Genomic DNA, 26,411 nt, shown 5'->3' on the forward strand with positions numbered 1-26,411 from the left:
CCGAACAGACAACACAGATGTCGAGGTGAAAACATGTACAACTGGATCGACGCCCTCGCCGACTTGCAATCCCAAGGCGAACCCTGCGTGTTGGTGACCATCATCGAAGAGCTCGGCTCGACGCCGCGCAATGCCGGTTCGAAAATGGTCATCAGCGCCAAACAGAGTTTCGACACCATCGGTGGCGGGCATCTGGAATACAAAGCCATGCAGATCAGCCGCGAAATGCTCGCCAGCGGCAAACAGGACACGCATCTGGAGCGCTTCAGCCTGGGCGCCAGTCTGGGCCAGTGCTGCGGCGGCGTGACCGTGTTGCTGTTCGAACCGATGGGCCAGGTCCAGGCGCAAATCGCCGTGTTCGGCGCCGGGCATGTCGGCCGCGCGCTGGTGCCGTTGCTCGCCAGCCTGCCCTGCCGCGTGCGCTGGATCGACTCGCGCGATGCCGAGTTCCCCGACCAGATCCCCCACGGCGTGCGTAAAATCGTCGCCGAAGAACCGCTCGATGAAATCGACGATTTGCCCGTGGGCAGCTATTGCATCGTCATGACCCACAATCACCAGCTCGACCTCGAACTCACCGCCGCGATCCTCAAGCGCAACGACTTCGCCTACTTCGGCCTGATCGGCTCGAAGACCAAACGCGTCAAGTTTGAACATCGTTTGCGCGACCGCGGTTTCGACAGCGCCGTGCTGCAACGCATGCGCTGCCCGATGGGCATTGGCGAAGTCAAAGGCAAGTTGCCTGTGGAAATCGCCGTCTCCATTGCCGGCGAAATCATCGCCACCTATAACGCGAACTTCGGCCAGCAAACTGCCAGCGCCGGATCATCGATTGCCAAACTGCTGCCTGCTTCACGCCGCAGCCAAGCCTCTAATTGATAAGCCCAGACACTGAGAACCGACATGCCTCTGACTCGCAAAGCCTACCGTGCCGCCATCCTGCACAGCATCGCCGACCCCGCCGAAGTGGGGATCGAAGCCTCGTATGAGTATTTCGAAGACGGCCTGCTGGTGGTCGATAACGGCCAGATCAGCGCCCTCGGCCACGCCTGCGATTTACTGCCGACGCTGCCGGCCGACATCGAGATCACTCACTATCAGGACGCGCTGATCACGCCAGGCTTCATCGACACGCACATTCACTTCCCGCAAACCGGCATGGTCGGCGCCTACGGCGAGCAGTTGCTCGACTGGCTCAACACTTACACCTTCCCGTGCGAAAGCCAGTTCGGAGACAAGGCCCACGCCGATGAAGTCGCGGATATTTTCGTCAAGGAACTGCTGCGCAACGGCACCACCACCGCGCTGGTGTTCGGCAGCGTGCACCCGCAATCGGTGAACTCGTTTTTTGAAGCCGCCGAGCAACTTGACCTGCGGATGATCGCCGGCAAGGTGATGATGGACCGCAACGCGCCGGACTACCTGACCGACACCGCTGAATCCAGCTATGTCGAGAGCAAGGCGTTGATCGAGCGCTGGCACGGCAAGGGCCGTTTGCACTACGCGGTGACCCCACGCTTCGCCCCGACCAGCACCCCGGAACAACTGACCCTCGCCGGTCAGTTGCTCGGCGAATACCCTGATCTGTACATGCAGACGCACATCAGCGAAAACCTGCAGGAAGTCGAGTGGGTCAAGGAGCTGTTCCCGGAGCGTAAGGGTTACCTCGACGTCTACGACCATTACCAACTGCTCGGCGAGCGCTCGGTGTTCGCCCACGGCGTGCATTTGTGTGATGACGAGTGTGCGCGACTGGCGGAGACCGGCTCGGCGATCGCTTTTTGCCCGACGTCGAACCTGTTTCTCGGCAGCGGTTTGTTCAACTTGCCGATGGCCGAGAAGCACAAGGTCAATGTCGGCCTGGGCACGGACGTTGGCGGCGGCACCAGTTTCTCGCTGCTGCAAACTTTGAACGAAGCGTACAAAGTCATGCAACTGCAAGGCGCGCGGTTGAGCCCGTTCAAATCGCTGTACCTGGCGACCCTCGGCGGCGCGCGTGCGCTGCGTCTGGAGGAGAAAATCGGCACGTTGCAGCCGGGCACTGACGCGGACTTCCTGGTTTTGGATTACAACGCCACACCGCTGCTGAGCTATCGCTTGAAGCAGTCGAAAGACATCGCCGAAACGTTGTTTGTGTTGATGACGCTGGGTGATGACCGCACCGTGCTGCAGACCTATGCGGCGGGGAATCAGGTGTACCAGCGCTGAGTTATTCCCCGACCTGGAGCGTGGGAACGATCTGAAGGTTTTTCCGGGCATAAAAAAATCCCCCGTCGCTCTTAGAGCCCGGGGGATTTTTATTGCCTGTCAGGTCGCTATCGCGAGCAAGCTCGCTCCCACACTTGATCGGTGTCGTACACAAATCCCCTGTAGGAGCGAGCCTGCTCGCGATCAGCGGGATCGCGCCTGCAAATGAACTGTGTCGCTCACTAATCCCCTGTGGGAGCCGAGCTTGCTCGCGATGGCCGCGACTCGGTCTGCGTTAGAGCTTGGCAGCCGAACGCCCAGGCTTTTTGGTCTGCAACAAATGCGAGAACACTGCGTGCAAATCATCCGACGCGCTTTCTTCGTCGAGGTTGAGTTTGCTGTCGATGTGGTCCATGTGATGCATCATCAAATCAACCGCCAGACCACCGTTGCGCGCTTCAATCGCGTCGATCAACTGCGTGTGCTCGTCATACGAACAATGCGAGCGGTTGCCGCTTTCGTATTGGGCGATGATCAGCGAAGTCTGCGACACCAGGCTGCGTTGGAAACTGATCAGTGGCGCGTTCTTCGCAGCTTCGGCAAGTTTCAAATGGAACTCACCCGATAGCCGGATACCGGCGCCGCGATCGCCACGCGAGAAGCTGTCGCGCTCGTCGTTGACCATCTGCCGCAGCTCGGCAATCTGCTCGGCGGTGGCGTGCTGCACGGCCAGTTCGGTGATCGCGCGCTCGACCAGACGCCGGGCGAGGAACACCTGACGCGCCTCTTCGACGCTCGGGCTGGCGACCACGGCGCCACGGTTCGGCCGCAGCAATACCACGCCTTCATGCGCCAGTCGCGATAACGCGCGGCGAATGATGGTGCGGCTGACCCCGAAAATTTCCCCCAGCGCTTCTTCGCTCAACTTGGTGCCGGGCGCCAGACGCTGTTCGAGGATGGCCTCGAAGATATGCGCGTAGACAATATCGTCCTGGGTACCGCTGCGGCCGGCTTTGCCTGCTCGCGGTTGTTTCTTGAGGGGCTGCAACTGTTCGTTCATGGGCACTCGAGTCGGGAGAACTGCGGCGAATAGACCGTGACTGTAATACGGCACAGTGGGTCGCTGGCAAGTATCGCGTAAAAAACACCGCGATTGTACACAATGGATGGTGGCAACACGACTGTATGGCTGATTGCGGCCACGGCTGTATTGCAACGGTCCGTTACATTTGAGTTTAGGCTTGAACGCAGAATCCGCGCGTCTACCCCGATCCCTGTAGCAGCTGGCGAAGCCTGCGTTCGGCTGCGAAGCAGTCGTAAACCCTGTGCTCGCGGTTTACCTGATACACCGCGCTGCCTGATTTCACGACTGCTGCGCAGCCGAACGCAGGCTTCGCCAGCTGCTACAAAGGGCGCGGGCATCTCCACTAGAACAAGGAACACCGCTGTCATGAACGACGTCACGCACACTCGCCTGCGCCCATTTGCCGACACTTCGCCGTCGGCCATTGTCGCCGGGTTCATCGCGATGATGACCGGCTACACCAGTTCGCTGGTGCTGATGTTCCAGGCCGAGCAAGCGGCGGGTCTGAGCAGTGGGCAGATTTCTTCGTGGATCTGGGCGATTTCGATCGGCATGGCGGTGTGCTCGATCGGCTTGTCATTGCGTTATCGCACGCCGATCACCATTGCCTGGTCGACTCCCGGCGCCGCGTTGTTGATCACCAGCCTCGGGGGCGTGAGTTACGGCGAAGCCATCGGCGCCTACATTACCTGCGCGGTGCTGGTGACGATTTGTGGTTTGACCGGCAGCTTTGAGCGCCTGGTGAAAAAGATCCCGGCATCACTGGCGGCCGCTCTGCTCGCCGGGATTCTGTTCAAGATCGGCAGCGAGATTTTCGTCGCGGCGCAGCATCGCACGACGTTGGTGCTGGCGATGTTCTTCACTTATCTGCTGGTCAAACGCCTGTCGCCGCGTTATGCGGTGCTCGCCGCGCTGTTGATCGGCACGGCGTTGTCGGGGTTCATGGGGTTGCTGGATTTCAGCGCTTTTCATCTGGAAGTGGCGACGCCGGTGTGGACCACGCCGCACTTTTCCTTCGCCGCGACCATCAGCATCGGCATCCCGCTGTTTGTGGTGGCGATGACCTCGCAGAACATGCCCGGCATCGCTGTGTTGCGCGCCGACGGTTATAACGTGCCCGCCTCGCCGCTGATCACCACGACCGGGATTGCCTCGCTGCTGCTGGCGCCGTTCGGCTCGCACGGCATCAACCTGGCGGCGATCAGCGCGGCGATCTGCACTGGGCCGCACGCCCATGAGGATCGCAACAAGCGTTACACCGCGGCGGTCTGGTGCGGAATTTTCTACGGCATCGCCGGAGTGTTCGGCGCGACGTTGGCGGCGCTGTTCGCAGCGTTGCCAAAGGAATTGGTGCTGTCGATTGCCGCGCTGGCGCTGTTTGCCTCGATCATGAATGGTTTGAGCATTGCCATGAGTGAGGCCAAGGAGCGTGAAGCGGCGCTGATTACATTTATGGTCACCGCGTCGGGGCTGACGCTGTTTTCCATCGGCTCGGCGTTTTGGGGGATTGTCGCGGGGGTTTTGACGTTGCTGATTTTGAATTGGCGTAAAAGCTGAGGGCCTCTTCGCGGGCAAGCCTCGCTCCTACAGGTTCAGCGCCAGACTTTGTAGGAGCGAGGCTTGCCCGCGAAGACATTTGCGAGAACGCCATTGCAGTCCGAACCCTACACCTGCACCAGCAAATCGCAGGCAAAAAAAACGGCGACCCGTGGGTCGCCGTTTCTTTTATGACATCAAGCTACCGGATTGATCGGCTTTTCCGGGTACCAGACGTCGAGCAGCGGGCTGACAGTGACTTCAGTCAGTTCGCTGCGGCCCTTGAGCCAGGCTTCAACAGCAGCGCGCTGCTCTTCGGACACCGAGCCACGCTTCTGCAGGCAAACCAGACCGAAGTCATCGCCGCCAACATAACCCAGACCGTTGGCTTCCATAGCTTCTTTCAGGAAAGCGTTGAGGAAAGCATCAATGGCTTCATCAGCCAAATCTTCTTTGAAATCCAGGTTCAGTTCGAAACCCAGCTCTTGAAATTCATCGACGCACAGCTTTTTGCGCAGACGCTGGGAACGGTTAGTCGCCATTGGAACAATCCTCATAAGTAATAACGGGCGGCACTTTAGCAGTTTAAGGCGCCAATTACCCGTTCCACGGTAGTGGCCAGGCTACCGTCGGTAAAAAAATAGCCAATCAGGGGGGTTGCGCACGGCACAAGGTGCGTCACCTTGGGGCATAATGCCGACACTTTCATGACCACTGAGGGATTTTATCTTCATGCCCTCGCCTTTTTTCCCCTCGCCTGCAGGGTTTTACTTCATATGATCAAATCTTTGCGTCCACTGTTTTTTGCCAGTCTTCTTCTGCCCCTGGCGCTCCCGGTTTCTGCCGCCCCGATCAACACCGCCCTGTCTCCCAATGTTGAAAAAGCCCTCAAGGCCAGCAAATTGCAGGACAACGCCCTGTCGCTGGTGATGATTCCGCTCAACGGGCCGGGCACGCCGACGATCTTCAACGCAGACGTTTCGGTCAACCCGGCGTCGACCATGAAACTGGTCACCACTTACGCCGCGCTGGAAATGCTTGGTCCCAACCATCAGTGGAAAACCGAGTTTTACACCGACGGCACGCTCAGCGGCGGCATTCTCAACGGCAACCTCTACCTCAAGGGTGGCGGCGATCCGAAGCTGAACATGGAAAAACTCTGGCTGCTGATGCGCGACCTGCGCGCCAACGGCGTAACGCAGATTACTGGCGACCTGGTGCTGGATCGCGGCTTCTTCATGCAACCGCAATTGCCGCAATTCAATGACGACGGCAATGACGAGAACAAGCCGTTCCTGGTCAAACCCGATTCGCTGATGGTCAACCTCAAAGCCCTGCGTTTTGTTGCGCGCAACGACAACGGCAAAGTGCTGGTGTCGGTGGAGCCGCCGATTGCCAGCGTGCGCATAGACAATCAGGTCAAGGCGATCAACTCCAAACAATGCACCGGCGGCGTGCGCTACAACCCGGTGACCCAACCCGATGGCAGCGTCAACGTGACGGTGGGCGGGCAGTTGGGCGAAGGCTGCAGTTCGCAGACTTACCTGTCGCTGCTCGATCACGCGACTTACACCGCGGGCGCCGTGCGGGCGATCTGGAAAGAACTGGGCGGCAGCATTCAGGGCCGCGACCGTCTGGCGCCGACGCCGAAAGACGCGAAAGTGCTGGCGCGGGCGTTTTCGCCGGATCTGGCGGAGATCATTCGTGACATCAACAAGTACAGCAACAACACCATGGCGCAGCAGCTGTTTTTGAGCCTCGGTCAGCGCTTCCGCAATGACGCCGACGGTGACGATGCCAAGGCTGCCCAGCGTGTGGTCCGTCAGTGGCTGGCGCAGAAAGGCATCACCGCGCCGCACCTGGTGATGGAGAACGGCTCCGGCCTGTCCCGCGCCGAACGCGTCAGCGCCCGTGAAATGGCCGGCATGCTGCAAGCCGCGTGGCGCAGCCCGTATGCCGCCGAGTTCATCAGCTCGATGCCGATCGCCGGCACCGACGGCACCATGCGCAAACGCCTGAAAACCACGGCAATGCGCGGCGAAGCGCACATCAAGACCGGCACCCTGAACACCGTCCGCGCGATCTCCGGCTACAGCCGCGACGTCAACGGCAACACCTGGGCGGTGGTGGCCATCCTGAACGACAAAGCCCCGTTTGGCGCGTCGTCGGTATTGGACCAAGTGCTGCTGGATCTGTATCGCCAGCCAAAAGTACCAGCCACCGCTTCGGTGCTGTAAAGCACACAAAACCCTGCGGGGGCTGAGCTTGCTCGCGATGGCGGTGGATCAGTCGACTTAAATGTTGGCTGATACACCGCTATCGCGAGCAAGCTCGGCTCCCACAGGGGTATGGGCTGAACACAAATCCTCTGCCCCACCACAAATCCCTGCACCTGCGGCGGACACAAATTCCCCGACCAACCACAACTCCCTGCACCTGCGGTGAACACAAATTCCCTGACCAACCACAACCCCCTGTAGCTGAGCTTGCTCGCGATGGCGGTGGGTCAGTTGATTAATTTGTTGGCTGACACACCGCTATCGCGAGCAGGCTCACTCCTACAGGGTTGTGGGTTGAACACGATTTCCCTGACCAACCACAAATCCCTGTGGGAGCCGAGCTTGCTCGCGATGGCGGTGGCTCAGTTGATTAATTTGTTGGCTGACTTACCGCTTTCGCGAGCAGGCTCACTCCTACAGGGTTGTGGGTTGAACACGATTTCCCTGACCAACCACAAATCCCTGTGGGAGCCGAGCTTGCTCGCGATGGCGGTAGGTCAGTCGACTTAAATGTTGGCTGACACACCGCTTTCGCGAGCAAGCTCAGCTCCTACAGGCGATTTGGGTTGGGGCATCAAATCCGGGGCCTACCGAGGCTTGGGTCAGCCTGGCTGTGCTTCTACCCGGTCGCGGCCCGCTTGTTTTGCGGCGTATACCCCGGAATCGGCGCGCAGCAGCAATGAATCGGCGCCTTCGCCGGCGCGCCAACTGGCGATGCCGAAACTCGCGGTGACGGTGCCGACGCCGTCAATCGGCGAGCTGCGTAACGCCTGCCACAGCTGCAATGCCAGCACATGCGCGTGTTCGCCGTCGATGTCCGGGCACAGCACCATGAACTCTTCGCCGCCCAAACGGCAGAACACATCAGTGCGGCGCAGACGATGGCCGATGCGTTCGCAGACCGCTTGCAACACTCGGTCGCCGACGGCGTGGCCATGCTGGTCGTTGATGCGTTTGAAGTGGTCAATATCGAGCATGATCACCGACAACTCGCCGCCGCCGCGCTCGACCCGGGCCATTTCGGTGGTCAGGCGTTCCTGGAAATAGCGCCGATTGTGAATGCCGGTCAGCGAATCAGTGACCGACAGCGCGCGCAATTCCTCTTCCACCCGCTTCAAATCGGAAATGTCGGAAATATAGCCATGCCACAGCACGCCGCCGCCGGGCAATTCTTCCGGGGTGGCCTCGCCGCGCACCCAGCGCAAACCACGCTGCGGCAGTTGCACGCGATATTCCTCACGCCACGGACTGACGGTTTGCGCCGAGGCGCGGATCGACGCGCGCACGCGGCTTGAGTCCTGCGGATGAATCCGCGAGAAAATCGCCTCGGCATTCAACAGCAACACATCCGGATCGAGCTCATAGATCTCGCGGATGCCATCACTCGCATAAATCACGCTGAAGCGCCCGTCGAACTCCATTTTGAATTGATAGATGCCGCCCGGCACATGCGCGCTGAGTTTCTTCAGCAGCAGATCCCGCGCCGCCAAGGCTTCGTAGACACGCTTGCGCTCGGTGATGTCGATGCAGATCGCCAAGTGCCCGACCCACAGCCCCTGCTCGTCCAGCACCGGCGTCGCCAGCATGTTCACCGCCAGATGACTGCCATCCTTGCGCACCAGCGTCCATTCGCGCGCCTGATGACCGCCCTCCTCGCCGCCCTCGACCAGCATCGCCTGACAGGTCGGAATCAGCTTGCCGTAACGCGCGCTCAATTCCGCCGAACGCGCGACCAGCTCACGGGGAAAGTGCAGGCTCTCCAGGGTCATGTGCCCGACCACCTCGGCCGCTGCATAACCGAGCATCTGTTCGGCGCCGGCATTGAAGGTGCTAATGACGCCGCGCAGATCGGTAGCGATGATCGCCACTTGCGTCGCCGCGTTGAGCACCCCGCGCAACTGGCCATGCGTGCCGCGCAATTCCTCCTCGCGGGCACGCAGCTCCTCGGTGCGCTGCTCGACCAGGGTCAGCGCCCGTTGCCGCTGACTGACCAACACGTACAGCAGCGCACTGAGCAACACACTGAGCAAACCGCCAAGCACCACCAGGCTGGTGACCGACGAATGATTCGCCTGCAGAAATGCTTCGCTGGGCTGAATATCCACTTGGTAATCGTGATCGGCCATGCGCAGCAGACGACTGGCGAACAAACTGCTTTCGGCCGCGGTGTTCGAAGATTCGTACAACACCTCGTGCTGATCGTCGGTCGACAAGTCCAGAATGCGCACCGTCAGATAGTCATAACCGGCGTCGGGCAGCCCCTCGGCGAGCAACTGGCGCATGCTGATCACCGCCATCACATAGCCGAATGGCTGAGTCGAACCGGACGGGTTTTGCTCGCGCTGCACCGGCGCCACCAGCAGCACCCCGCGCGCATAGGCCGGTTCAACGCTGACCAGATGCATCGGTTGCGACACCGCCATGCGCCCCGACTGGGCGGCACGTTCCAGGGTCGCGCGGCGCAAGGGTTGCGCGAGCAAATCGTAGCCGAGCGGCGAACCGAGCCGACTCAACGTCTGGCTGTACAGCACCGCCACGTATTCATCGCGGTCGCCGGCCAGTTGCAGCTCGCCCGATGCCTTCAATTCACGAATGGAAAAATCGGCGAAACCCTGGCCACGCACTTCGCGCTCAAACGCTGGGCGCTCTTCGCGGCTGACGCGCTCGGCAAAAGAGTACGCTTGGGTGCGATGCAACAAGGGTTCGGTGTAGCCGTCGAATTCGGCGCGGGACACCGATCCGGAATTGGCAAAGAACCGGCGCAGCCCGTCGAGGCGCTGCTCCTGATCTTCGAAACGTTCTTCGATACGGCTGTAACGCTCACTGGCCAGCAGTTGGAAGCGTTGCCGCAATTGATGGTGAAACAGATTCAGCGTGCCCCACGCCAGCAATCCCGTGAGAATCCCGCCAGCGAGCAATACCAGCGACGCGACCAGCCAGGCCGAGACATCTTCGCTGATAAAACCCAGGATCTTGGGGCGCACGGCGTGCAACGACATAGAACACAACTCAAAACGCCTGGTGCCGGAAAAGCCCATTGGCCGTGGTTGAGTTATAGCTATTAGCCACTAATTTGGCTAGCTCGGCGAGGAGCCAAGAGCCTTTGAAAATCAAGGCTCTGTGGATCCAAATGCCCTGAGGTGTCAGCGGGCCGTGATTTTCCAGGCGCGATGGATCTTGCCGTTACGGGCAAAGTCCGGATCGACGGTCTGCGGGGTGATTTCCTCGACCGCGTAACGCTGGGTCAGATTCTCCTCCAGCACGAACTTGCGGAAGTTGTTGGAGAAGTACAACACGCCGCCCGGCGCCAGACGCGCCATGGCCAGGTCGATCAACTGCACCTGATCGCGCTGCACGTCGAAGATGCCTTCCATGCGCTTGGAATTGGAGAAGGTCGGCGGATCGATGAAGATCAGGTCGAACTCCTCACGGCAGGCGTCCAGCCAGACCATCACGTCGCTCTGCTCCAGACGGTTCTTGTCGGAGAAACCGTTCAACGACAGGTTGCGCCGCGCCCAATCGAGGTAGGTTTTCGACAGATCGACGCTGGTGGTGCTGCGCGCGCCACCCTTGGCTGCGTGCACGCTGGCGGTCGCGGTGTAGCAATACAGATTAAGGAAGCGCTTGCCAGCCGCCTCTTTCTGGATGCGCATGCGCATTGGCCGGTGGTCGAGGAACAGCCCGGTGTCGAGGTAGTCGGTGAGGTTGACCAGCAGCTTGACGCCACCTTCGTTGACCTCGACGAACTTGCCCTGCGCAGCCTGACGTTCGTATTGCTTGGTGCCGCTCTGACGCTCGCGACGCTTGACCACCACGCGGCTCTTGTCGATGTTCAAGGCCTGCGGAATCGCCGCCAGGGCATCGAACATGCGCGCCGAGGCTTTTTCCGGATCGATGGACTTCGGCGCGGCGTATTCCTGGACGTGGACCCAATCCTGATACAGGTCGATGGCCATCGAATATTCCGGCATGTCGGCATCGTAGACGCGGTAGCAATCGATGCCTTCGCGCTTGACCCACTTGCCCAAGGCCTTGAGATTTTTCTGCAGGCGGTTGGCAAACATCTGCCCGCCTTCGCTCAAGCGCGGTTGCTCGATCACTACCGGAGCCGGTTTGATCGGGTTGCCGTTCTTGTTGTACTTCTCATACTTGCCCGGCGCCACATCGTTGTCGGCGACTTCAACTTCAGCCTGCTCGCGCTCGACCTGACGTTGCTCCGGGGTGCGGCGCTCGCCGGTGACGAACTGGTCCGGCGTGACTTTGATCAGGAGCAATTTGCACGGCAACGCGCCGTTCCAGAACGAATACTGTTTGTGGCTGCGAATGCCCATGCGCTTGCCCAGGTCCGGGGCGCCGGTGAACACCGCAGCTTCCCAGTTCAAGCAAGCCTGACGCAGACGTTCGCCGAGGTTCTGGTAGAGATAGAGCAAGCTCGCCTCGTCACCCAGACGTTCGCCGTACGGCGGGTTGCAGATCACCAAGCCTTTCTGGTTCTGGTCCGGGCGCGGCTCGAAAGTGCCGACTTCGCCCTGATAGATCTTGATCCATTCGCTGAGCCCGGCGCGCTCGACGTTGTTGCGGCCCGGTTGAATCAGGCGCGGATCCGCTTCATAACCGCGAATCCACAGCGGTGGCTTGGCCAGACCTGCTGCGCAACGCTCCGTGGCTTCTTCGTGAAGCTTCTTCCACAGCGCCGGGACATGACCCAGCCAAGCGGTGAAACCCCATTGCTCGCGGCGCAGGTTCGGCGCCATATCGGCGGCGATCATTGCGGCTTCGACGAGGAACGTACCGACACCGCACATCGGGTCAGCAAGCGCGCCACTCTCGGCGGCAATGCGTGGCCAGCCGGAGCGGATCAAAATCGCTGCGGCGAGGTTTTCTTTCAAGGGTGCCGCGCCCTGCTGCAAGCGATAGCCGCGCTGGTGCAGGCTGTGGCCGGAGAGGTCGAGCGAGAGAATCGCTTCGCCACGGTCCAGACGCAGGTGGATGCGCAGGTCCGGGTTGAGCTTATCGATGGACGGACGGTCGCCTTGCGGGGTGCGCAGTTTGTCGACGATGGCGTCTTTGACTTTCAGCGCGCCGAAGTGCGTGTTGTCGATGCCCGAACCGTGGCCGCTGAATTCAACGGCCAGGGTGCCGTCGTTGAGCATGTGGTCTTGCCACTCGATGTCGAGCACGCCGTGGTAGAGGTCTTCGGCGTCCTTCATCTGGAAACGCTTGAGCACCAGCAGCACCCGGTTCGCCAGACGCGACCACAGGCACAGACGATAAGCGGTTTCCATGGTGGCCATGCCGCGCACGGCCGAGGTGTGTTCGCGCGCTTCTTCAAGGCCAAGCCCGACGGCTTCCTCGATGAGCAGGCCTTCAAGGCCTTTAGGGCAAGTGAGGAAGATTTCGAATTGATCGGACATTGGAATTTCAGAGCCTTTGGCTAAGTGGGCCGGCAACGCATTGCCGGTCCGGTTTTCAATCAGGCGCTTTTCTAAAAGAGCGCCCGCGTGGCACGAAGGTGTGCCGTCCCACCCTGGCTGCTCGGGTTAAAGGAGCTTAGATGCCAGGGCAGATAAAAAAGTCGCAGCAACAAAAAGTCATAAAGCGACCCTTCGTCGAATAATACCGCAGCGTAAACGTGGGTCATTCTCACTAAGGGATTAAACCCGTCATACAGCGCGGAGCTGATCATACCGGGGTTTGGCCAATAAACACGCGTCATACATCGTGTTACTTATGGCCATAGCATCTTTCTGGTTACGTCCTTATGACAAAACGATCATTCCCTCGATGTGACGCATTGGTTAGAACTCAACACAGGTTGACGCCGCAACGACGTCAACAACTTGGCTCGCGACGCCGGCAGCGAGCCGCCAACGGCAGAATTTTTCTGCCAGACCTCAATTGAGGTCGACGCGATGAATACAGTCAACAAGTGAGGGCAACACCCTATGAGAAGACTTAAGCGTGATCCGTTGGAAAGAGCATTTTTGCGCGGATATCAATATGGCGTTGGTGGCAAATCCCGTGAGCTTTGCCCATTTACTCTACCGTCGGTACGCCAAGCCTGGATTAACGGCTGGCGAGAAGGACGCGGCGACAACTGGGACGGTATGACCGGCACTGCGGGAATCCACAGACTCAACGAACTTCACGCCGTTGGCTAACAAAGGGCCTGACACTGCAACACAACAATCCGATTACGTAACGCATTAACCACGCACGTCCCATCCGGACGGCGGGCTCCGGCCCAAGGGCACCTTCGAGGTGCCCTTTTTATTCCAAAAACATCGCCATCCTTTGTAGCAGCTGCCGAGCCCGCGAGGCTGCGTTCGGCTGCGAAGGAGTCGTGAAATCAGACACCCCGGTCTTGCAGACACACCGCACACGCAGGGTTTACGACGGCTTCGCCGCCGAACGCAGCCTCGCAGGCTCGGCAGCTGCTACATGTACATGGACGAGGGATATCAGCGAATAGCGGCGATTGCATCGACCGATTCGCGAATCAGCGCCGGGCCTTTGTAGATGAAGCCGGAGTAGATCTGCACCAGACTCGCGCCCGCAGCGATTTTCTCAGCCGCGTGCTTGCCCTCGGTAATCCCGCCCACCGCAATAATCGGCAAACGCCCGGCCAGTTCACCGGCCAAGACCTTGACCGTATTGGTGCTTTTCTCGCGAACCGGCGCGCCGGACAAGCCGCCCGCCTCTTCGCCATGCTCCAGCCCTTCAACGCCAACCCGGCTCAGCGTGGTGTTGGTGGCGATCACCGCGTCCATGCCGGTTTCGATCAACGCCTGGGCCACTTGCGCGGTCTCTTCATCAGTCATGTCCGGGGCAATCTTGATCGCCAGCGGCACATGTTTGCCGTGGCGCAACGCCAATTCGGCGCGACGCTGCGCGAGGTCGGCGAGCAATTGCTTGAGCGAATCACCGAACTGCAAACTGCGCAGGCCCGGGGTGTTCGGCGAACTGACGTTGACCGTCACGTAACTCGCATGCGCGTAGACCTTGTCGAGGCAGATCAGGTAATCCTCGACCGCACGCTCGACCGGCGTGTCGAAGTTTTTACCGATATTGATCCCGAGCACGCCCTTGTACTTGGCTGCCGCGACGCGGGCCAGCAAGTGATCGACGCCGAGGTTGTTGAAGCCCATGCGGTTGATGATCGCCTCGGCTTGCGGCAAACGGAAAATCCGTGGTTTCGGATTGCCCGGCTGCGGACGCGGGGTGATCGTGCCGATTTCGACGAAACCAAAACCCAACTGGGCAAAACCATCGATGGCCGCGCCGTTCTTGTCCAGACCGGCCGCCAGACCCACCGGGTTGGGGAAATCGAGGCCCATGACCTTCACCGGCACGTTTGCCGGCGCCTTGCTCAGCAAGCCGTTGAGGCCCAAACGCCCGCCCGCGCCGATCAGGTCCAGGGACAGATCGTGGGAGGTTTCCGGGGAAAGTTTGAACAACAGCTGACGGGCCAGGGTGTACATGGGCGGGTTTGACTCGAATGGCGGCGAAATGAGGCGGCGATTATAGCCGGGCAACGTGGTCGCAAGCGAGGCGCACAGGCAAATCAAGTCACTGGCATATGCCTTGCACTCTCATTGCTATCAGCTCATGACATCAGCGCTCCTGCCAATGGCGGCAGGAGTCAAAAGACAATGGCGTCGTCACCCGGTTCTGCTCGGCAGTCACCGGGAACGGCGCTTTTTTATGCAAGGTGGACACCCGATGAATCAAACCACAGCGGGCCCGCTGGCCTGGGTCAATGGCAGCGATGCCCCGGAAAAGTCCGCGATCAATGTAGGATTCATGGCCCTGAGCGACTGCGCCTCGGTGGCGGTCGCCGCCACTCAGGGCTTCGCCCAACCGTATGGCTTGACCATCAACCTCAAGCGCCAATCGTCGTGGGCCAACCTGCGCGACAAACTGGTCAGCGGCGAACTCGACGCCGCGCACAGCCTTTATGGACTGATCTACGCCGTGCATCTGGGCATCGGCGGCGTAGCGCCGACCGACATGGCGGTGCTCATGGGCCTGAACCAGAATGGCCAGAGCATCAATCTGTCCCACGGTTTGCAGGCGCTCGGGGTGACCAGTCCTGAAGCACTCGACCGGCACGTGCACCAAACTCGCGCGAAATTGACCTTCGCCCAGACTTTTCCGACAGGCACTCACGCGATGTGGCTGTATTACTGGCTCGCGAGCCAGGGTATTCATCCATTGCACGATGTCGACAGCGTGGTGGTGCCGCCGCCACAAATGGTCGCGCACTTGCAGGCTGGGCGGATCGACGGGTTTTGCGTCGGCGAACCGTGGAGCGCCAGTGCTGTTAAACAGAACCTCGGGTTCACCATGGCAACGACCCAGACCATCTGGCCCGATCACCCGGAAAAGGTCCTCGGTTGCACCCGCGCCTTCGTCGAGCAATACCCCAACACTGCGCGGGCACTGGTAATGGCGATTCTCGAAGCGAGCCGTTTCATCGAGCAAAGCACCGAGAATCGTCGCAGCACCGCGCAGCTGTTAAGCGCGCCCGAATACCTCGACGCGCCGGTGGATTGCATCGAGCCGCGGCTGCTCGGCGATTACGCCGATGGCTTGGGCAATCGCTGGCAAGACCCGCACGCCGTGCGTTTCCATGGCGGCGGCGCGGTGAATCTGCCGTATCTGTCGGACGGCATGTGGTTCATGACCCAGTTCCGCCGCTGGGGTTTGCTGCGCGACGACCCGGATTACCTCGGCGTGGCGCGCAAGGTTCAGCAACTGGATGTGTACCGTGAGGCCGCGACGGCGCTGGGCATCGCCACGCCGGACGAGCAAATGCGCAGCAGTCAGTTGAACGACGGCAAGGTCTGGGACGGCTCCGACCCGGCCGGCTACGCCCGCAGCTTCAAACTGCACGCCATGAGCGACAGCTCGCCTCTTCTCGCCAGCCGCTGACAGGAGACTGCGAATATGTTGCGAATCCTCCTGATCAACGACACGGCGAAGAAAGTCGGGCGATTGAAAGCGGCGCTGACTGAGGCCGGTTTCGAGGTGATCGACGAATCGGGCCTGACCATCGACTTGCCCGCGCGCGTCGAAACGGTGCGCCCGGACGTGATTCTGATCGATACCGAGTCACCGAGCCGCGATGTCATGGAACAAGTGGTGCTGGTCAGTCGCGATCAGCCACGGCCGATTGTGATGTTTACCGACGAACACGACCCCGACGTGATGCGCCAGGCGATCAAGTCGGGCGTCAGCGCCTATATCGTCGAAGGCATTCACGCGCAGCGTTTGCAGCCGATTCTCGATGTGGCGATGGCGCGTTTTGAGAGCGATCAGGCGTTGCGCGCGCAGTTGCATGCGCGGGATCAGCAACTGGCCGAACGCAAGCGCATCGAGCTGGCCAAGGGGCTGCTGATGAAAATGAAGGACTGCAACGAGGAAGCGGCCTACACGCTGATGCGCCGCCAAGCGATGAGCCGCCAGCAGAAGCTGATTCAAGTCGCGGAACAGATTATTGCGATGAGTGAGTTGCTCGGCTGAAGCCCGGTGGTGAGGGGGTTTGCCACAGGGAATCTCGACAATTACAGAAACTGGCGGTTGGCACAGTTCTCGCTAAGTAATCACCACAGGTAACCAACGGCGGTTGCCCCACCTACGACAAAGACGTCGCTCACCTCGTTCGCCCATGGCGGATTCGGTGGCGGCGTTTTTTTGTTTTGGCCCCGGATGACGGGGCCGGTGGTGCGGCCGTGGAGGCGCCCCACCTGCAAGCTCATGACTCCTTCTCGAGACTCCCTACAGCTGAGGTGCGCGATGAATTCAAGCTTCTGGAAATCCGGCCATACCCCGACTCTGTTCGCGGCATTCCTCTATTTCGACCTGAGTTTCATGGTCTGGTACCTGCTCGGCCCGCTGGCGGTGCAAATCGCCACCGACCTGCAACTGACCACCCAGCAACGCGGCATGGTCGTCGCTACGCCGATCCTCGCCGGCGCCGTGCTGCGCTTCGCCATGGGCCTGCTGGCTGATCGCCTGTCGCCAAAAACCGCCGGAATCATTGGTCAGGTAATTGTCATCTGCGCACTGTTCGGCGCCTGGAAACTCGGGATCCACAGCTACGAACAGGCGCTGGTGCTGGGCCTGTTCCTCGGTATGGCCGGCGCCTCGTTCGCCGTCGCCCTGCCGCTGGCCTCGCAATGGTATCCGCCGCAGCATCAGGGCAAAGCGCTGGGCATCGCCGGCGCCGGCAACTCGGGCACCGTCCTCGCCGCCCTGATCGCGCCGGTACTGGCGGCCTCGTTCGGCTGGAGCAATGTGTTCGGCTTCGCGTTGATTCCGCTGTTCCTGACGCTGTTCGTCTTCACCTGGCTGGCGAAAAACGCCCCGCAACGGCCGAAAGCCAAGTCCATGGCCGACTACCTCAAAGCCCTCGGCGATCGTGACAGCTGGTGGTTCATGTTTTTCTACAGCGTGACCTTCGGCGGTTTCATCGGTCTGGCCAGCGCCCTGCCCGGCTACTTCAACGACCAATATGGCCTGAGCCCGGTCACCGCCGGTTACTACACGGCGGCGTGCGTGTTCGGCGGCAGCTTGATGCGGCCATTGGGCGGCGCGCTGGCGGATCGTTTTGGCGGCATTCGCACGTTGCTGGGGATGTACACGGTGGCGGCGATTTGCATCGCAGCGGTCGGTTTCAACCTGCCAAGTTCCTACGCCGCACTGGCACTTTTCGTCTGCACCATGCTCGGTCTGGGCGCCGGTAACGGCGCGGTTTTCCAGTTGGTGCCGCAACGTTTCCGCCGCGAAATCGGCGTGATGACCGGGCTGATCGGCATGGCCGGCGGCATCGGCGGTTTTGCCCTCGCCGCCGGCATGGGCGCAATCAAGCAAAGCACCGGCAGCTATCAAATGGCCCTGTGGTTGTTCGCCAGCCTTGGCGTGCTCGCCTGGTTTGGTTTGCACGGGGTGAAACGTCGCTGGAGGACCACTTGGGGTTCGGCAGCCGTCACGGCGGCGCGGGTCTGAAACCTGAATGAGCCTGCAACTGAGTTTCGCCGAAGCCAGCGCCATCGGCCCGCGCGAGGAGAATCAGGACGCGCTGCGCCTGGTCACCCCGGCCCCGGCGCTGGCCGCGAGCAAGGGTTACTTGTTCGCGATCGCCGACGGCGTCAGCCAATGCGCCGATGGCGGGCTCGCCGCGCGTTCGACCTTGCAGGCGTTGGCGCTGGACTATTACGCCACGCCGCAAACCTGGGGCGTCGCGCAGGCAATGGAGCGTTTGCTCTCGGCGCAAAATCGCTGGTTACTGGCCAATGGCGGCGGGCAACCGCTGCTGACCACGGTCAGCGCTCTGGTCATGCGCGGCAGGCGTTTTACCCTCGCGCATGTAGGCGATTGCCGAGTCTATCGCTGGCACGCCGATCAGTTGCAGCGGATCAGTGAAGATCACGTCTGGGACCAGCAAGGCATGCAGCACGTGCTCAAACGCGCGCTGGGGCTGGATCAACATCTGGTGCTGGATTTCCTCGACGGCGAGTTACGCCTCGAAGAGACATTTGTCCTGCTCAGCGATGGCGTTTGGGCAGTGCTCGGCGACACCGCGATTGCGGCTATTCTGCGCGATCAACCGAACCTCGAAAGCGCCGCGCAAACGCTGGTCAACGCCGCGCACCTGGCCGGCAGCCAGGACAACGCCAGCGCCCTGCTGGTGCGGGTCGATGCCCTCGGCGAAACCAACATCGGCGATGCACTGATTCATTTGCAGCAATGGCCGCTGCCGCCAGCGCTGAAACCGGGCCAGACTTTTGAAGGCTGGCAAGTCGAGGGCCTCCTCGGCCAGAGCCAGCAGTCGCTGCTGTATCGAGTGCGCGACGCCCAGCAACAACCTTGGCTGCTGAAAACATTGCCCGCGCACTGGCACGACGATCACCTCGCCGGGCAAGCGCTGCTCTCGGAAGAATGGTTTCTCAAACGCGTTGCCGGGCAACATTTCCCGCAAGTACATGCCGCCACCCAGCGTCAGCATTTGTACTACGTGATGCGCGAATACTCCGGGCAGAACCTCGCCGAGTTGCACCGGCAAACCGGGCCTTTGCCGCTGGCACAGTGGCGCGAACTGGCCGAACGTCTGCTGCGTGCGGTCGGCATGCTGCACCGTCGGCAAATCCTGCACCGCGACATCAAACCGGAAAACCTTCTGCTGGGCGATGACGGCGAGCTGCGTCTGCTGGATTTCGGCCTCGCCTATTGCCCCGGTCTCTCCGAAGACCAGCCCAGTGCTTTGCCCGGCACACCGAGTTACATCGCGCCGGAAGCCTTTCGCGGCGAAGCGCCGACTGCGCAACAGGATCTGTACGCGGTGGGCGTCACTCTGTTTTTTCTACTGACCGGCCACTATCCCTACGGCGAAATCGAAGCGTTCCAGCGCCCGCGTTTCGGCGTGCCGGTGAGCGCCAGTCGTTATCGTCCCGATGTCCCGGAATGGCTGGTGACCAGCCTGGAGCGCGGCGTCGCGGTGGATCCGCAGCAGCGTTTTGAAACCGCTGAAGAGTGGTTGTTGCTGCTGGAACAGGGCGAGCGACGCAGTTTGAGCGTGCGACCCAAGCCGTTGCTGGAGCGCGAACCGTTGAAGGTCTGGCGGACTTTGGCGCTGGGGTCGCTGGTGGCGAATCTGTTGCTGTTGTTCCTGTTTTTGCATGGCTGAGCGCTGCGTACCTGATCGCCGCCCCAGTCAATCGCCGTTATCTCGTGAGGAAAACACTATGAGCGCAAAAGTCTGGCTGGTGGGTGCGGGCCCCGGCGATCCTGAATTGCTGACCCTGAAAGCGGTTCGAGCCTTGAGAGAAGCCGACGTCGTGCTGATCGACGACCTGGTCAACGAGGCTGTGCTCGAACATTGCCCGGCTGCGCGGGTTATTGCGGTGGGCAAACGCGGCGGTTGTCGCTCCACGCCTCAGGCGTTTATTCATCGGCTAATGCTGCGTTATGCCCGCCACGGCAAATGCGTGGTGCGGCTCAAGGGGGGCGATCCGTGCATTTTCGGGCGTGGCGGTGAAGAGGCGCAGTGGCTGCGCGAGCGCGGGGTCGACGTTGAGCTGGTCAATGGCATTACCGCTGGCCTGGCAGGCGCAACGCAGTGTGCGATTCCGCTGACCCTGCGCGGTGTGGCGCGCGGCGTAACGCTGGTGACCGCGCACACGCAGGACGACAGCAGTCTGAACTGGCAGGCCTTGGCGCAAGGTGGCACGACTTTGGTGATTTACATGGGCGTAGCGAAGTTGAGCGAGATCCGCGAACAACTATTGGCGGGTGGCATGGCGATGGACACGCCAGTGGCGATGATCGAGAACGCCTCCCTGCCGCATCAGCGCGAATGCCGGAGTGTTCTGACAAACATGGAGGACGACGCCTACAGCTTCGCGCTGAAGAGCCCGGCTATTCTGGTGATCGGTGCAGTAGCAGCCTGCAAGACTTCCTCCCCGTGGGAGCATGGCTTGCCCGCGATGAGTTCCGAGCAAACAGCCTGAATCAGTCTGATCTAGAGCAACTTTCCCAAATCGCAGACAAAGAAAAGCCCGGCCTGAGCCGGGCTTTTCCTGAGCGGCAGCTAATTACTTAGCTTGAGCTTCAACCTGCGCTTCTACGCGACGGTTTACAGCGCGGCCAGCGTCAGTTTTGTTGTCAGCAACTGGGCGGGATTCGCCGTAGCCAACAGACTGAACGCGGGACGATTCAACACCGTACTGGTTGGTCAGAACTTGCTTAACGGCGTTTGCACGACGCTCGGACAGTTTCTGGTTGTAAGCGTCAGGACCGACGGAGTCAGTGTGACCTTCAACAGTAGTGGTGGTGGATGGGTACTGTTTCATGAAATCAGCGAGGTTTTTGATGTCGCCGTAGCTGTTAGGCTTAACTACCGACTTGTCGAAGTCGAATTTCACGTCCAGCTCAACACGTACAACTTCAGCAACTGCTGGGCAGCCATCAGCGTCAACAGTTACGTTGGCTGGGGTGTCCGGGCACTTGTCAACGTTGTCGCAAACGCCATCGTTGTCGCTGTCGGAGCAGACTTCAGCTGGTGCTGGAACTGGAGCAGCAGCAGGCTTGGAGCCGCCACCGAAGTTCACACCGATACCGACGCTTGGAGCCCACTCGGTGTCGCCTTGGTCGATGTTGTACTGAGCTTCAACGCCTGCACGGGCATAGAAGTTGTCAGTGAAGTACAGCTTGGCACCGCCGCCAACGTTGGCGAAGGTGGAACGGTTGCGGCCGTTGCTGCCATTCTGGTCGATGCTCTGGTCCGAGAAACCGGCAGAGACGTAAGGACGCAGCATGTCACCTGGGTTGTTGAAGTGGTACAGAGCGTCCAGAGCGGTGTTAGCGCCTTTAACGTTCTTGCCATCATCTGCACGTACGTTGTGCACTTCGTCATAGCCCAGACGCAGTTCAACGTCGTCGGTCAGGAAGTAACCGATCGAACCGCCGAAGAGGTTGCCGTTGTTCTTGAAGTTACGAGCGCTGTCGAATTGTTCTTTCTTAGCGAAGCCTTCGATTTCAACTGCGCCTTGGCCTTGTGCCAGAGCGCCGAACGAAGTGGCAGCAATAAGAGAACCAATGGCCAAGCCCAAGGTGTTTTTCAGTTTCATCCGTTAAATCCCCATCTGGTGATTGTGAAGCAGTCCCGCAAACCGGGGGACAACTCGGCGGCAAGTCTATCAGAACTTGCCTACACGTAAGAGATATTTGCGCTGAACTAAGTTTCAGCCACGCCCGCAAATTTCTCACGTAATTTATCTAGAGCACGTTTGTAACGCATTTTTGTCGCACTCAAGCCCATATGCATGATGTCTGCGATCTCCTGAAACTCCAGCTCTGCGACAAATCGTAGCACCAGAATCTCGCGGTCGATCGGGTTCACATACACCAACCAGCGATCAAGTCCGGCCTTGTCCTCGGGTGCTGGCGCCTTTTCTTCAGACGCTTCCTCGAGGGGGTCCAGACTCAAAGCGTCCATCAAGCGACGCTTTCGCCGTTCTTTTCGATACTGCGTGATGCATTCGTTGTACGTGATGCTGTAGAGCCATGTCTTGAACTTCGATTTCCCCTCGAAGTTCTTCAAGCCGTACAGCACCTTCAACATCACTTCCTGACAGACATCGTCTGCGTCGCGATCGTTCCCAAGATATCGTGCACAAACGTTAAATAATGTTCGTTGGTAACGCCGCATCAGTTCTTCATAGGCGCGCGTTACGTGAAACAGCTCGGTGTGCGAGCGCGCGACCAACTCCTCATCAGAGAGCTCGCGGGGGTCGTAGCGCGTAGAGAGCGATTGAGCTTTATTCAAAACAAGTCGGGCCGACAGTCAGGTCAATGTCCGCCGCAGCCCTGTGAGGGCATTCAGCGGCGGCATACATTAGCAGGGTTTGCCGGATTAGCGGCTACTCACATGCTGTTCCAGCAGGATCCGATTGGAGAGAGAGACTAGCTCACCCTCCTCGGTCAGCAATGTGGTTTTAACCGTGCCGATCTCTTCGATCTGGCCTTCGACCTCGCCAACACGCACTTGTTGCCCAACCGCATACAACTCACGCACATAGATTCCCGCAAGAATCTGACCGGCAATTTCCCGGCTTCCCAACCCCATGGCCAGCGCAACAGCCAGACCAACGGTAATCAAAACGATCACAATCACGTGGTTCAACAGGTCAGTCTTGACCTCCAACTGACTGATTGCCACCGAAATACTGATGATTATGACCAAGCCCTGAGCAATTCGTCCCAGGCCGGAGGCATAATCAAGCCCTACCCCTTCAGCAGCCCCGCGCACCAGGCCATTGGCCAATTGCGCGAGCAACACACCTACCAGCAACACAAGCGCGGCGCCAAATACTTTCGGCAAATACAGCGCAAGCATGTCCAGCGTAGCTGAAACTCGCTCAAGTCCAAGCGATTCTGCGGCAGAAACCAGAAAAATCAGCAAAACAAACCAGTAAACGATCTTTCCGATCAATGTCGAGATCGGAACCTGCAGCCCGGCGCGGGACAGCAGCTTGGTCAAACCGGTGCCGCCCATCAGGCGATCAAGGCCCAGTTTGGCGAGCAATTTGGAGAGCAACGTGTCCAAAAGCTTGGCCACGACAAAACCCAACAGTAGGACAACCAGCGCGCCGAACAGGTTCGGAATAAAATTCGCGATTTTTGTCCACAACGCAGTCATTGCGGTGACGAGGCTCTGAGTCCAGAGATCAAGTTCCATATTCAATCAGCCTTATCAGCAGCGCTAGCGGTAGATTTACGGTGGCGGGAGACCGGCGAGACATGCGCCGAGCCATTGTTCAGGGCAATCATCAGCGCGGGCAACCAGCGGCCCAGCAGGCTGAACAGATCGCCGGCGCCGACCTGGCGGTTGGCGGTTTTCAGGACACGGCCAAGGCACGCATCGTCGTCCCGAGTGGACGGAGATGCCTTGAGCATGTCACGCAAAGACTGTTCAAACGGATCGTGCATACGCACCTCTCGTGATGTCTGTGAAAGACGCGATCAAATTTGGCCGGGTCACATGAGTCATCTTCACACCCACCGCAAACGTCGGAATAACCACCACTGGCCAAGCGCCACCGAGACCATCATCAGGCACGCAATCAGGAAGCCATAAGGGCTGTCGGAAAACGGAATGCCGCCCACGTTGATGCCGAGCAAACCAGCGAGAAAACTCATCGGCAAAAAGATCCCGGTGATGATCCCGAAGCGGTACATCGTGCGGTTCATGCGCACGCTCAAACGCCGGTCTTCAGCCTCGAGAACCAACCCCACCCGCTCCCTCGTCAATTCCAGCTCTTCGAGATAACGGGTCAGGCTGTTGTTCAATTCGTTCCAGTAATCACCGTCATCATCGACAAACCACGGCAGTTTTATCCGCGTCAGTTGGCCGAAGATTTCCCGTTGCGGCGCGAGGAATCGTTTCAGTCCGGCAGCCCTGCGACGGATCTGCAAAATGGCGCCATGCTCGGGTGTATACCGTTCGTCGGCATCCAGTTTTTCTTCTTCCTCATCGACCACTTCCGAGAGGCAAGAGACCAGATCCTGCACTTTGTTCGTCAGGTTCTGCGCCATATAAAGGATGAGTTCTGACGCGGTTTTCGGCCCTTTGCCGTCACCCAGTTGCACCAGTAGCTCATCAGTGGCGCGCAATGGCCGCAAACGCAGGGAAATAACCCGCTGCGCCGAGCCGAAAATACGCACCGAAACCATGTCTTCCGGCTCTGCACCGGGGTTCAGGTTCACCCCACGCAAAAATAACAGCAGTTCGCTGTCGGAAAGCTGTAAGAGTCGCGGACGGGTATTTTCTTCGAGCAACAGATCGCAGCTGAATTCGCTGAGGCCGCTGGATTTGCGCAGCCAGGTCTGGGTTTGCGGATGACTGCGATCCCAGTGCAGCCACAGACTTTCATGCGCCTGCAGCTGCAATTCATCGAGTTCAGTCCGGGCTATCGAACGCGCACCGCCTCTGCCATCCAGCACCAGGGCATGCACCAGCCCCCACTGCGCGTTGTCTTCCTCGAACATCCTTACTCCATGCTTGCCGCGAAAAGTCGCGCCGTTGCTTTTATTCAGCTTTATTCAGGCATTTGCAGCGGGCTTGGCGAGATGATCACGCCGTTGTTGTCCGCGTAAATGTAGTGGCCGGGATGGAACGTCACGCCGGCGAAGGTCACTGGTACGTTGAGATCGCCGAGCCCGCGTCGGTCAGACTTGCGCGGGTGGCTGGCGAGGGCCTGCACGCCCAGATCGGTCTGCGCGAGGATGTCGACATCGCGGATGCAGCCGTAGATCACCAGCCCTGCCCAACCGTTCTTCGACGCTTTTTCCGCGAGCATGTCACCGAGCAACGCATGACGCAGCGAACCGCCACCGTCGACCACCAACACTTTGCCGTCACCTTGAAGCTCGACTTGCTCTTTGACCCGCGAGTTGTCTTCGAAACATTTGATGGTCACTATCTCGCCGCCGAAGGAATCGCGGCCGCCGAAATTGCTGAACATCGGTTCCAGCACCTGCACCAGTTCCGGATAGGCGTCGCACAGGTCAGGCGTGATGTAGTGGTTCATCGAGAAACTCCTGTAAAAAGGACAATCGAGGATGTCGCAAAGTGACCAGAAAAGCGTAACGCGTCATATCTTAGCCGCAAGCCGATCAGAGCGAAATGCCCTTTTCAGAGCCTCGGCCTCAGCTCGCCGTAGCCAGATTCGGCTTTTGCGCCAGCAACGGCGTTTGTTGATCGGCCAACCAGCGCGCCACCAATGGCCAGACTTCGCTGTGCGCCGCTTTGCTCACGAGCATTTCGACGTGGCCGAAATTGTCGCTGAAACCCTGCTCGCGCCCCAGATTGATGAACTGCTTGTGCTCGGAGCCCAGTTGATCAAAGAGTTTGCGACACGCCCACGCCGGGTCCTGATGGTCCCCCGCCGCGCTCACCGCCAGCACCGGCAATCGCACTTCGGCCAGACCGGCCCACCAATCCTTGTCAGCATCGCCGAAACGCCCGAACAACCCGTACCAGCGCATGCTTTCCAGCGCCAGGCCAATCGGCTCGTCTTCGGGGCCGCGCTTCAGGCGTGAGCCGGACAGTTGCGCGAACCGTTTGAGGATAAACCGCCCGCTCCACTCCAGCGGCGGAATCTTCAGCGGCCAGTACGTGCGGCTGACCTGCGTACCGAAGAACGCTGCCGAGGCGACGATGGGCTCGCCGATGTACTGGCCACCCAACGCCGCCGCCAAAGTGATGCCGCCCAGCGAATGACCGATCCAGTGCGGGACCTGACCACTTTGCTCGCGGACGAATTCGCCAATCGCCGGCAAGTCGTAGCGAGCGTAATCGGCGACGCGGTTTTTGCGGTAGTCGTGGTTGCGCTGGGACAAGCCGTGGCCGCGCATTTCCGGGATCCACACATCGAAGCCGAGGCGCGTCAGGTAGGCGCCCAGACCTAGGCCTTTGGGCGAAAACCAGAATCGGCGGTTGGAAAAACTGCCGTGCAGCAAGATCACCGGCACGCCGCGCGCCTCGCTGCTGTCCGCCAGGCCCAGGCGAGTGACGGCAATCTCGACGGTGCCGTCGGGGCTGTTGGCGGGTTTCAATCGATACACGTCTTCGCTCAGATCGCCGCGCCGCTCGGCGCTGATCAGGGCGACAGGAAATAGGTTGCTGCTGCTTTGCATAATGCTCTTGCACAAAAAAGGGCGGCTTCCAGAGGAGCCCGCCCTACTTGAATCTCAGAAAACGACTACAGCCTGTGGGAGCACAGCTTGCTGGCGATAGCGATTTTGAATTCGCCATCGCGGGC

The 26,411-nt window shown here is 59.9% G+C and carries 22 protein-coding genes; 10 read left to right on the forward strand and 12 right to left on the reverse strand.

The window, feature by feature from the left end; all coding sequences use genetic code 11:
* Positions 1-33 precede the first annotated feature (33 nt).
* Positions 34-879: a xanthine dehydrogenase accessory protein XdhC gene (gene xdhC, locus BI292_RS11745; RefSeq protein ID WP_101207976.1), complete on the forward strand. Its 846-nt coding sequence runs from the start codon at positions 34-36 to the stop codon at positions 877-879.
* A gap of 24 nt (positions 880-903) precedes the next feature.
* Complete coding sequence (gene guaD, locus BI292_RS11750; RefSeq protein WP_101207977.1) at positions 904-2,208, forward strand: guanine deaminase; 1,305 nt, start codon at positions 904-906, stop codon at positions 2,206-2,208.
* A gap of 274 nt (positions 2,209-2,482) precedes the next feature.
* Here the strand turns inward: guaD and BI292_RS11755 are convergent, their stop codons facing one another.
* Positions 2,483-3,247 (reverse strand): GntR family transcriptional regulator, encoded by a 765-nt coding sequence (locus BI292_RS11755; protein ID WP_092270891.1) that lies wholly within the window; start codon positions 3,245-3,247, stop codon positions 2,483-2,485.
* Between the two features lie 390 nt (positions 3,248-3,637).
* Between BI292_RS11755 and BI292_RS11760 the strand changes: the two genes are divergently transcribed.
* Positions 3,638-4,828 carry a benzoate/H(+) symporter BenE family transporter gene (locus tag BI292_RS11760; RefSeq protein ID WP_101207978.1) on the forward strand — a complete coding sequence of 397 codons (1,191 nt, stop codon included), beginning with the start codon at positions 3,638-3,640 and terminating at the stop codon, positions 4,826-4,828.
* A gap of 176 nt (positions 4,829-5,004) precedes the next feature.
* Here BI292_RS11760 and BI292_RS11765 read toward each other — a convergent pair whose 3' ends face one another.
* On the reverse strand, positions 5,005-5,349 hold the full coding sequence (locus BI292_RS11765) for a YggL family protein (RefSeq protein ID WP_092270897.1): 345 nt from the start codon (positions 5,347-5,349) through the stop codon (positions 5,005-5,007).
* 234 nt (positions 5,350-5,583) lie between these two features.
* Here BI292_RS11765 and dacB point away from each other — a divergent pair, with 234 nt between their 5' ends.
* Positions 5,584-7,044, forward strand: a complete 1,461-nt coding sequence (dacB, locus tag BI292_RS11770) for a D-alanyl-D-alanine carboxypeptidase/D-alanyl-D-alanine-endopeptidase (RefSeq protein ID WP_101207979.1) — start codon at positions 5,584-5,586, stop codon at positions 7,042-7,044.
* Between the two features lie 644 nt (positions 7,045-7,688).
* On the opposite strand, the gene BI292_RS11780 is transcribed toward dacB, so the two are convergent.
* Both BI292_RS11780 and rlmKL read right to left on the reverse strand, forming a co-directional pair.
* Positions 7,689-10,085, reverse strand: a complete 2,397-nt coding sequence (locus BI292_RS11780; RefSeq protein ID WP_101207981.1) for a diguanylate cyclase — start codon at positions 10,083-10,085, stop codon at positions 7,689-7,691.
* Positions 10,086-10,229: 144 nt separating this feature from the next.
* Positions 10,230-12,500 (reverse strand): bifunctional 23S rRNA (guanine(2069)-N(7))-methyltransferase RlmK/23S rRNA (guanine(2445)-N(2))-methyltransferase RlmL, encoded by a 2,271-nt coding sequence (gene rlmKL / locus BI292_RS11785; RefSeq protein WP_101207982.1) that lies wholly within the window; start codon positions 12,498-12,500, stop codon positions 10,230-10,232.
* A gap of 531 nt (positions 12,501-13,031) precedes the next feature.
* On the opposite strand from rlmKL, the gene rmf reads away from it, so the two are divergent.
* Entirely contained in the window at positions 13,032-13,247 is a 216-nt protein-coding gene (rmf, locus tag BI292_RS11790) for a ribosome modulation factor (protein WP_003223300.1), read from the forward strand.
* Between the two features lie 300 nt (positions 13,248-13,547).
* Here rmf and BI292_RS11795 read toward each other — a convergent pair whose 3' ends face one another.
* Positions 13,548-14,567, reverse strand: coding sequence for a quinone-dependent dihydroorotate dehydrogenase (locus BI292_RS11795; RefSeq protein WP_101207998.1), 1,020 nt, complete (start codon positions 14,565-14,567; stop codon positions 13,548-13,550).
* A 241-nt stretch (positions 14,568-14,808) separates the two neighbouring features.
* Between BI292_RS11795 and BI292_RS11800 the strand changes: the two genes are divergently transcribed.
* The 5 genes from BI292_RS11800 (at position 14,809) to cobA (ending at position 20,597) form a co-directional block, all read left to right on the forward strand.
* Complete coding sequence (locus tag BI292_RS11800) at positions 14,809-16,020, forward strand: CmpA/NrtA family ABC transporter substrate-binding protein (RefSeq protein WP_101207983.1); 1,212 nt, start codon at positions 14,809-14,811, stop codon at positions 16,018-16,020.
* Between the two features lie 15 nt (positions 16,021-16,035).
* The gene (locus BI292_RS11805) at positions 16,036-16,611 is read left to right on the forward strand and encodes an ANTAR domain-containing response regulator (protein ID WP_092270912.1); all 576 of its coding nucleotides are present in this window, start codon (positions 16,036-16,038) and stop codon (positions 16,609-16,611) included.
* Positions 16,612-16,884: 273 nt separating this feature from the next.
* Entirely contained in the window at positions 16,885-18,096 is a 1,212-nt protein-coding gene (locus BI292_RS11810) for a NarK/NasA family nitrate transporter (protein ID WP_101207984.1), read from the forward strand.
* A gap of 7 nt (positions 18,097-18,103) precedes the next feature.
* Complete coding sequence (locus BI292_RS11815; RefSeq protein ID WP_101207985.1) at positions 18,104-19,774, forward strand: bifunctional protein-serine/threonine kinase/phosphatase; 1,671 nt, start codon at positions 18,104-18,106, stop codon at positions 19,772-19,774.
* A gap of 58 nt (positions 19,775-19,832) precedes the next feature.
* The gene (gene cobA / locus BI292_RS11820; RefSeq protein ID WP_101207986.1) at positions 19,833-20,597 is read left to right on the forward strand and encodes a uroporphyrinogen-III C-methyltransferase; all 765 of its coding nucleotides are present in this window, start codon (positions 19,833-19,835) and stop codon (positions 20,595-20,597) included.
* A gap of 84 nt (positions 20,598-20,681) precedes the next feature.
* Here the strand turns inward: cobA and BI292_RS11825 are convergent, their stop codons facing one another.
* The 7 genes from BI292_RS11825 to BI292_RS11855 all read right to left on the reverse strand — a co-directional run bounded on the left by BI292_RS11825 (position 20,682) and on the right by BI292_RS11855 (position 26,286).
* Positions 20,682-21,716: an OmpA family protein gene (locus BI292_RS11825; protein WP_092270924.1), complete on the reverse strand. Its 1,035-nt coding sequence runs from the start codon at positions 21,714-21,716 to the stop codon at positions 20,682-20,684.
* 107 nt (positions 21,717-21,823) lie between these two features.
* Positions 21,824-22,414, reverse strand: a complete 591-nt coding sequence (sigX, locus tag BI292_RS11830) for an RNA polymerase sigma factor SigX (protein WP_092270928.1) — start codon at positions 22,412-22,414, stop codon at positions 21,824-21,826.
* Between the two features lie 87 nt (positions 22,415-22,501).
* Positions 22,502-23,326, reverse strand: a complete 825-nt coding sequence (locus BI292_RS11835; RefSeq protein WP_092270932.1) for a mechanosensitive ion channel domain-containing protein — start codon at positions 23,324-23,326, stop codon at positions 22,502-22,504.
* Positions 23,327-23,328: 2 nt separating this feature from the next.
* Entirely contained in the window at positions 23,329-23,577 is a 249-nt protein-coding gene (locus tag BI292_RS11840; protein ID WP_092270935.1) for a CrfX protein, read from the reverse strand.
* A 63-nt stretch (positions 23,578-23,640) separates the two neighbouring features.
* Positions 23,641-24,636 carry a zinc transporter ZntB gene (locus BI292_RS11845; RefSeq protein ID WP_101207987.1) on the reverse strand — a complete coding sequence of 332 codons (996 nt, stop codon included), beginning with the start codon at positions 24,634-24,636 and terminating at the stop codon, positions 23,641-23,643.
* Positions 24,637-24,686: 50 nt separating this feature from the next.
* On the reverse strand, positions 24,687-25,178 hold the full coding sequence (gene rraA / locus BI292_RS11850; protein WP_092270942.1) for a ribonuclease E activity regulator RraA: 492 nt from the start codon (positions 25,176-25,178) through the stop codon (positions 24,687-24,689).
* Between the two features lie 118 nt (positions 25,179-25,296).
* Complete coding sequence (locus BI292_RS11855) at positions 25,297-26,286, reverse strand: alpha/beta fold hydrolase (RefSeq protein ID WP_101207988.1); 990 nt, start codon at positions 26,284-26,286, stop codon at positions 25,297-25,299.
* Positions 26,287-26,411 lie beyond the last annotated feature (125 nt).

It is taken from the genome of Pseudomonas sp. 43NM1, assembly GCF_002836905.1.
In the GTDB taxonomy this organism is placed as follows: Bacteria; Pseudomonadota; Gammaproteobacteria; order Pseudomonadales; family Pseudomonadaceae; genus Aquipseudomonas; species Aquipseudomonas prosekii.

Coding starts and splice junctions, on each gene's coding strand:
- rraA (WP_092270942.1), bottom strand. CDS start 25,178: ATGAACCACTACATCACGCCTGACCTGTGCGACGCCTATCCGGAACTG.
- BI292_RS11825 (WP_092270924.1), bottom strand. CDS start 21,716: ATGAAACTGAAAAACACCTTGGGCTTGGCCATTGGTTCTCTTATTGCT.
- xdhC (WP_101207976.1), top strand. CDS start 34: ATGTACAACTGGATCGACGCCCTCGCCGACTTGCAATCCCAAGGCGAA.
- BI292_RS11800 (WP_101207983.1), top strand. CDS start 14,809: ATGAATCAAACCACAGCGGGCCCGCTGGCCTGGGTCAATGGCAGCGAT.
- BI292_RS11755 (WP_092270891.1), bottom strand. CDS start 3,247: ATGAACGAACAGTTGCAGCCCCTCAAGAAACAACCGCGAGCAGGCAAA.
- BI292_RS11845 (WP_101207987.1), bottom strand. CDS start 24,636: ATGTTCGAGGAAGACAACGCGCAGTGGGGGCTGGTGCATGCCCTGGTG.
- BI292_RS11780 (WP_101207981.1), bottom strand. CDS start 10,085: ATGTCGTTGCACGCCGTGCGCCCCAAGATCCTGGGTTTTATCAGCGAA.
- BI292_RS11795 (WP_101207998.1), bottom strand. CDS start 14,567: ATGTACACCCTGGCCCGTCAGCTGTTGTTCAAACTTTCCCCGGAAACC.
- BI292_RS11760 (WP_101207978.1), top strand. CDS start 3,638: ATGAACGACGTCACGCACACTCGCCTGCGCCCATTTGCCGACACTTCG.
- BI292_RS11810 (WP_101207984.1), top strand. CDS start 16,885: ATGAATTCAAGCTTCTGGAAATCCGGCCATACCCCGACTCTGTTCGCG.
- guaD (WP_101207977.1), top strand. CDS start 904: ATGCCTCTGACTCGCAAAGCCTACCGTGCCGCCATCCTGCACAGCATC.
- BI292_RS11765 (WP_092270897.1), bottom strand. CDS start 5,349: ATGGCGACTAACCGTTCCCAGCGTCTGCGCAAAAAGCTGTGCGTCGAT.
- BI292_RS11840 (WP_092270935.1), bottom strand. CDS start 23,577: ATGCACGATCCGTTTGAACAGTCTTTGCGTGACATGCTCAAGGCATCT.
- cobA (WP_101207986.1), top strand. CDS start 19,833: ATGAGCGCAAAAGTCTGGCTGGTGGGTGCGGGCCCCGGCGATCCTGAA.
- rlmKL (WP_101207982.1), bottom strand. CDS start 12,500: ATGTCCGATCAATTCGAAATCTTCCTCACTTGCCCTAAAGGCCTTGAA.
- dacB (WP_101207979.1), top strand. CDS start 5,584: ATGATCAAATCTTTGCGTCCACTGTTTTTTGCCAGTCTTCTTCTGCCC.
- BI292_RS11815 (WP_101207985.1), top strand. CDS start 18,104: ATGAGCCTGCAACTGAGTTTCGCCGAAGCCAGCGCCATCGGCCCGCGC.
- BI292_RS11855 (WP_101207988.1), bottom strand. CDS start 26,286: ATGCAAAGCAGCAGCAACCTATTTCCTGTCGCCCTGATCAGCGCCGAG.
- rmf (WP_003223300.1), top strand. CDS start 13,032: ATGAGAAGACTTAAGCGTGATCCGTTGGAAAGAGCATTTTTGCGCGGA.
- BI292_RS11805 (WP_092270912.1), top strand. CDS start 16,036: ATGTTGCGAATCCTCCTGATCAACGACACGGCGAAGAAAGTCGGGCGA.
- BI292_RS11835 (WP_092270932.1), bottom strand. CDS start 23,326: ATGGAACTTGATCTCTGGACTCAGAGCCTCGTCACCGCAATGACTGCG.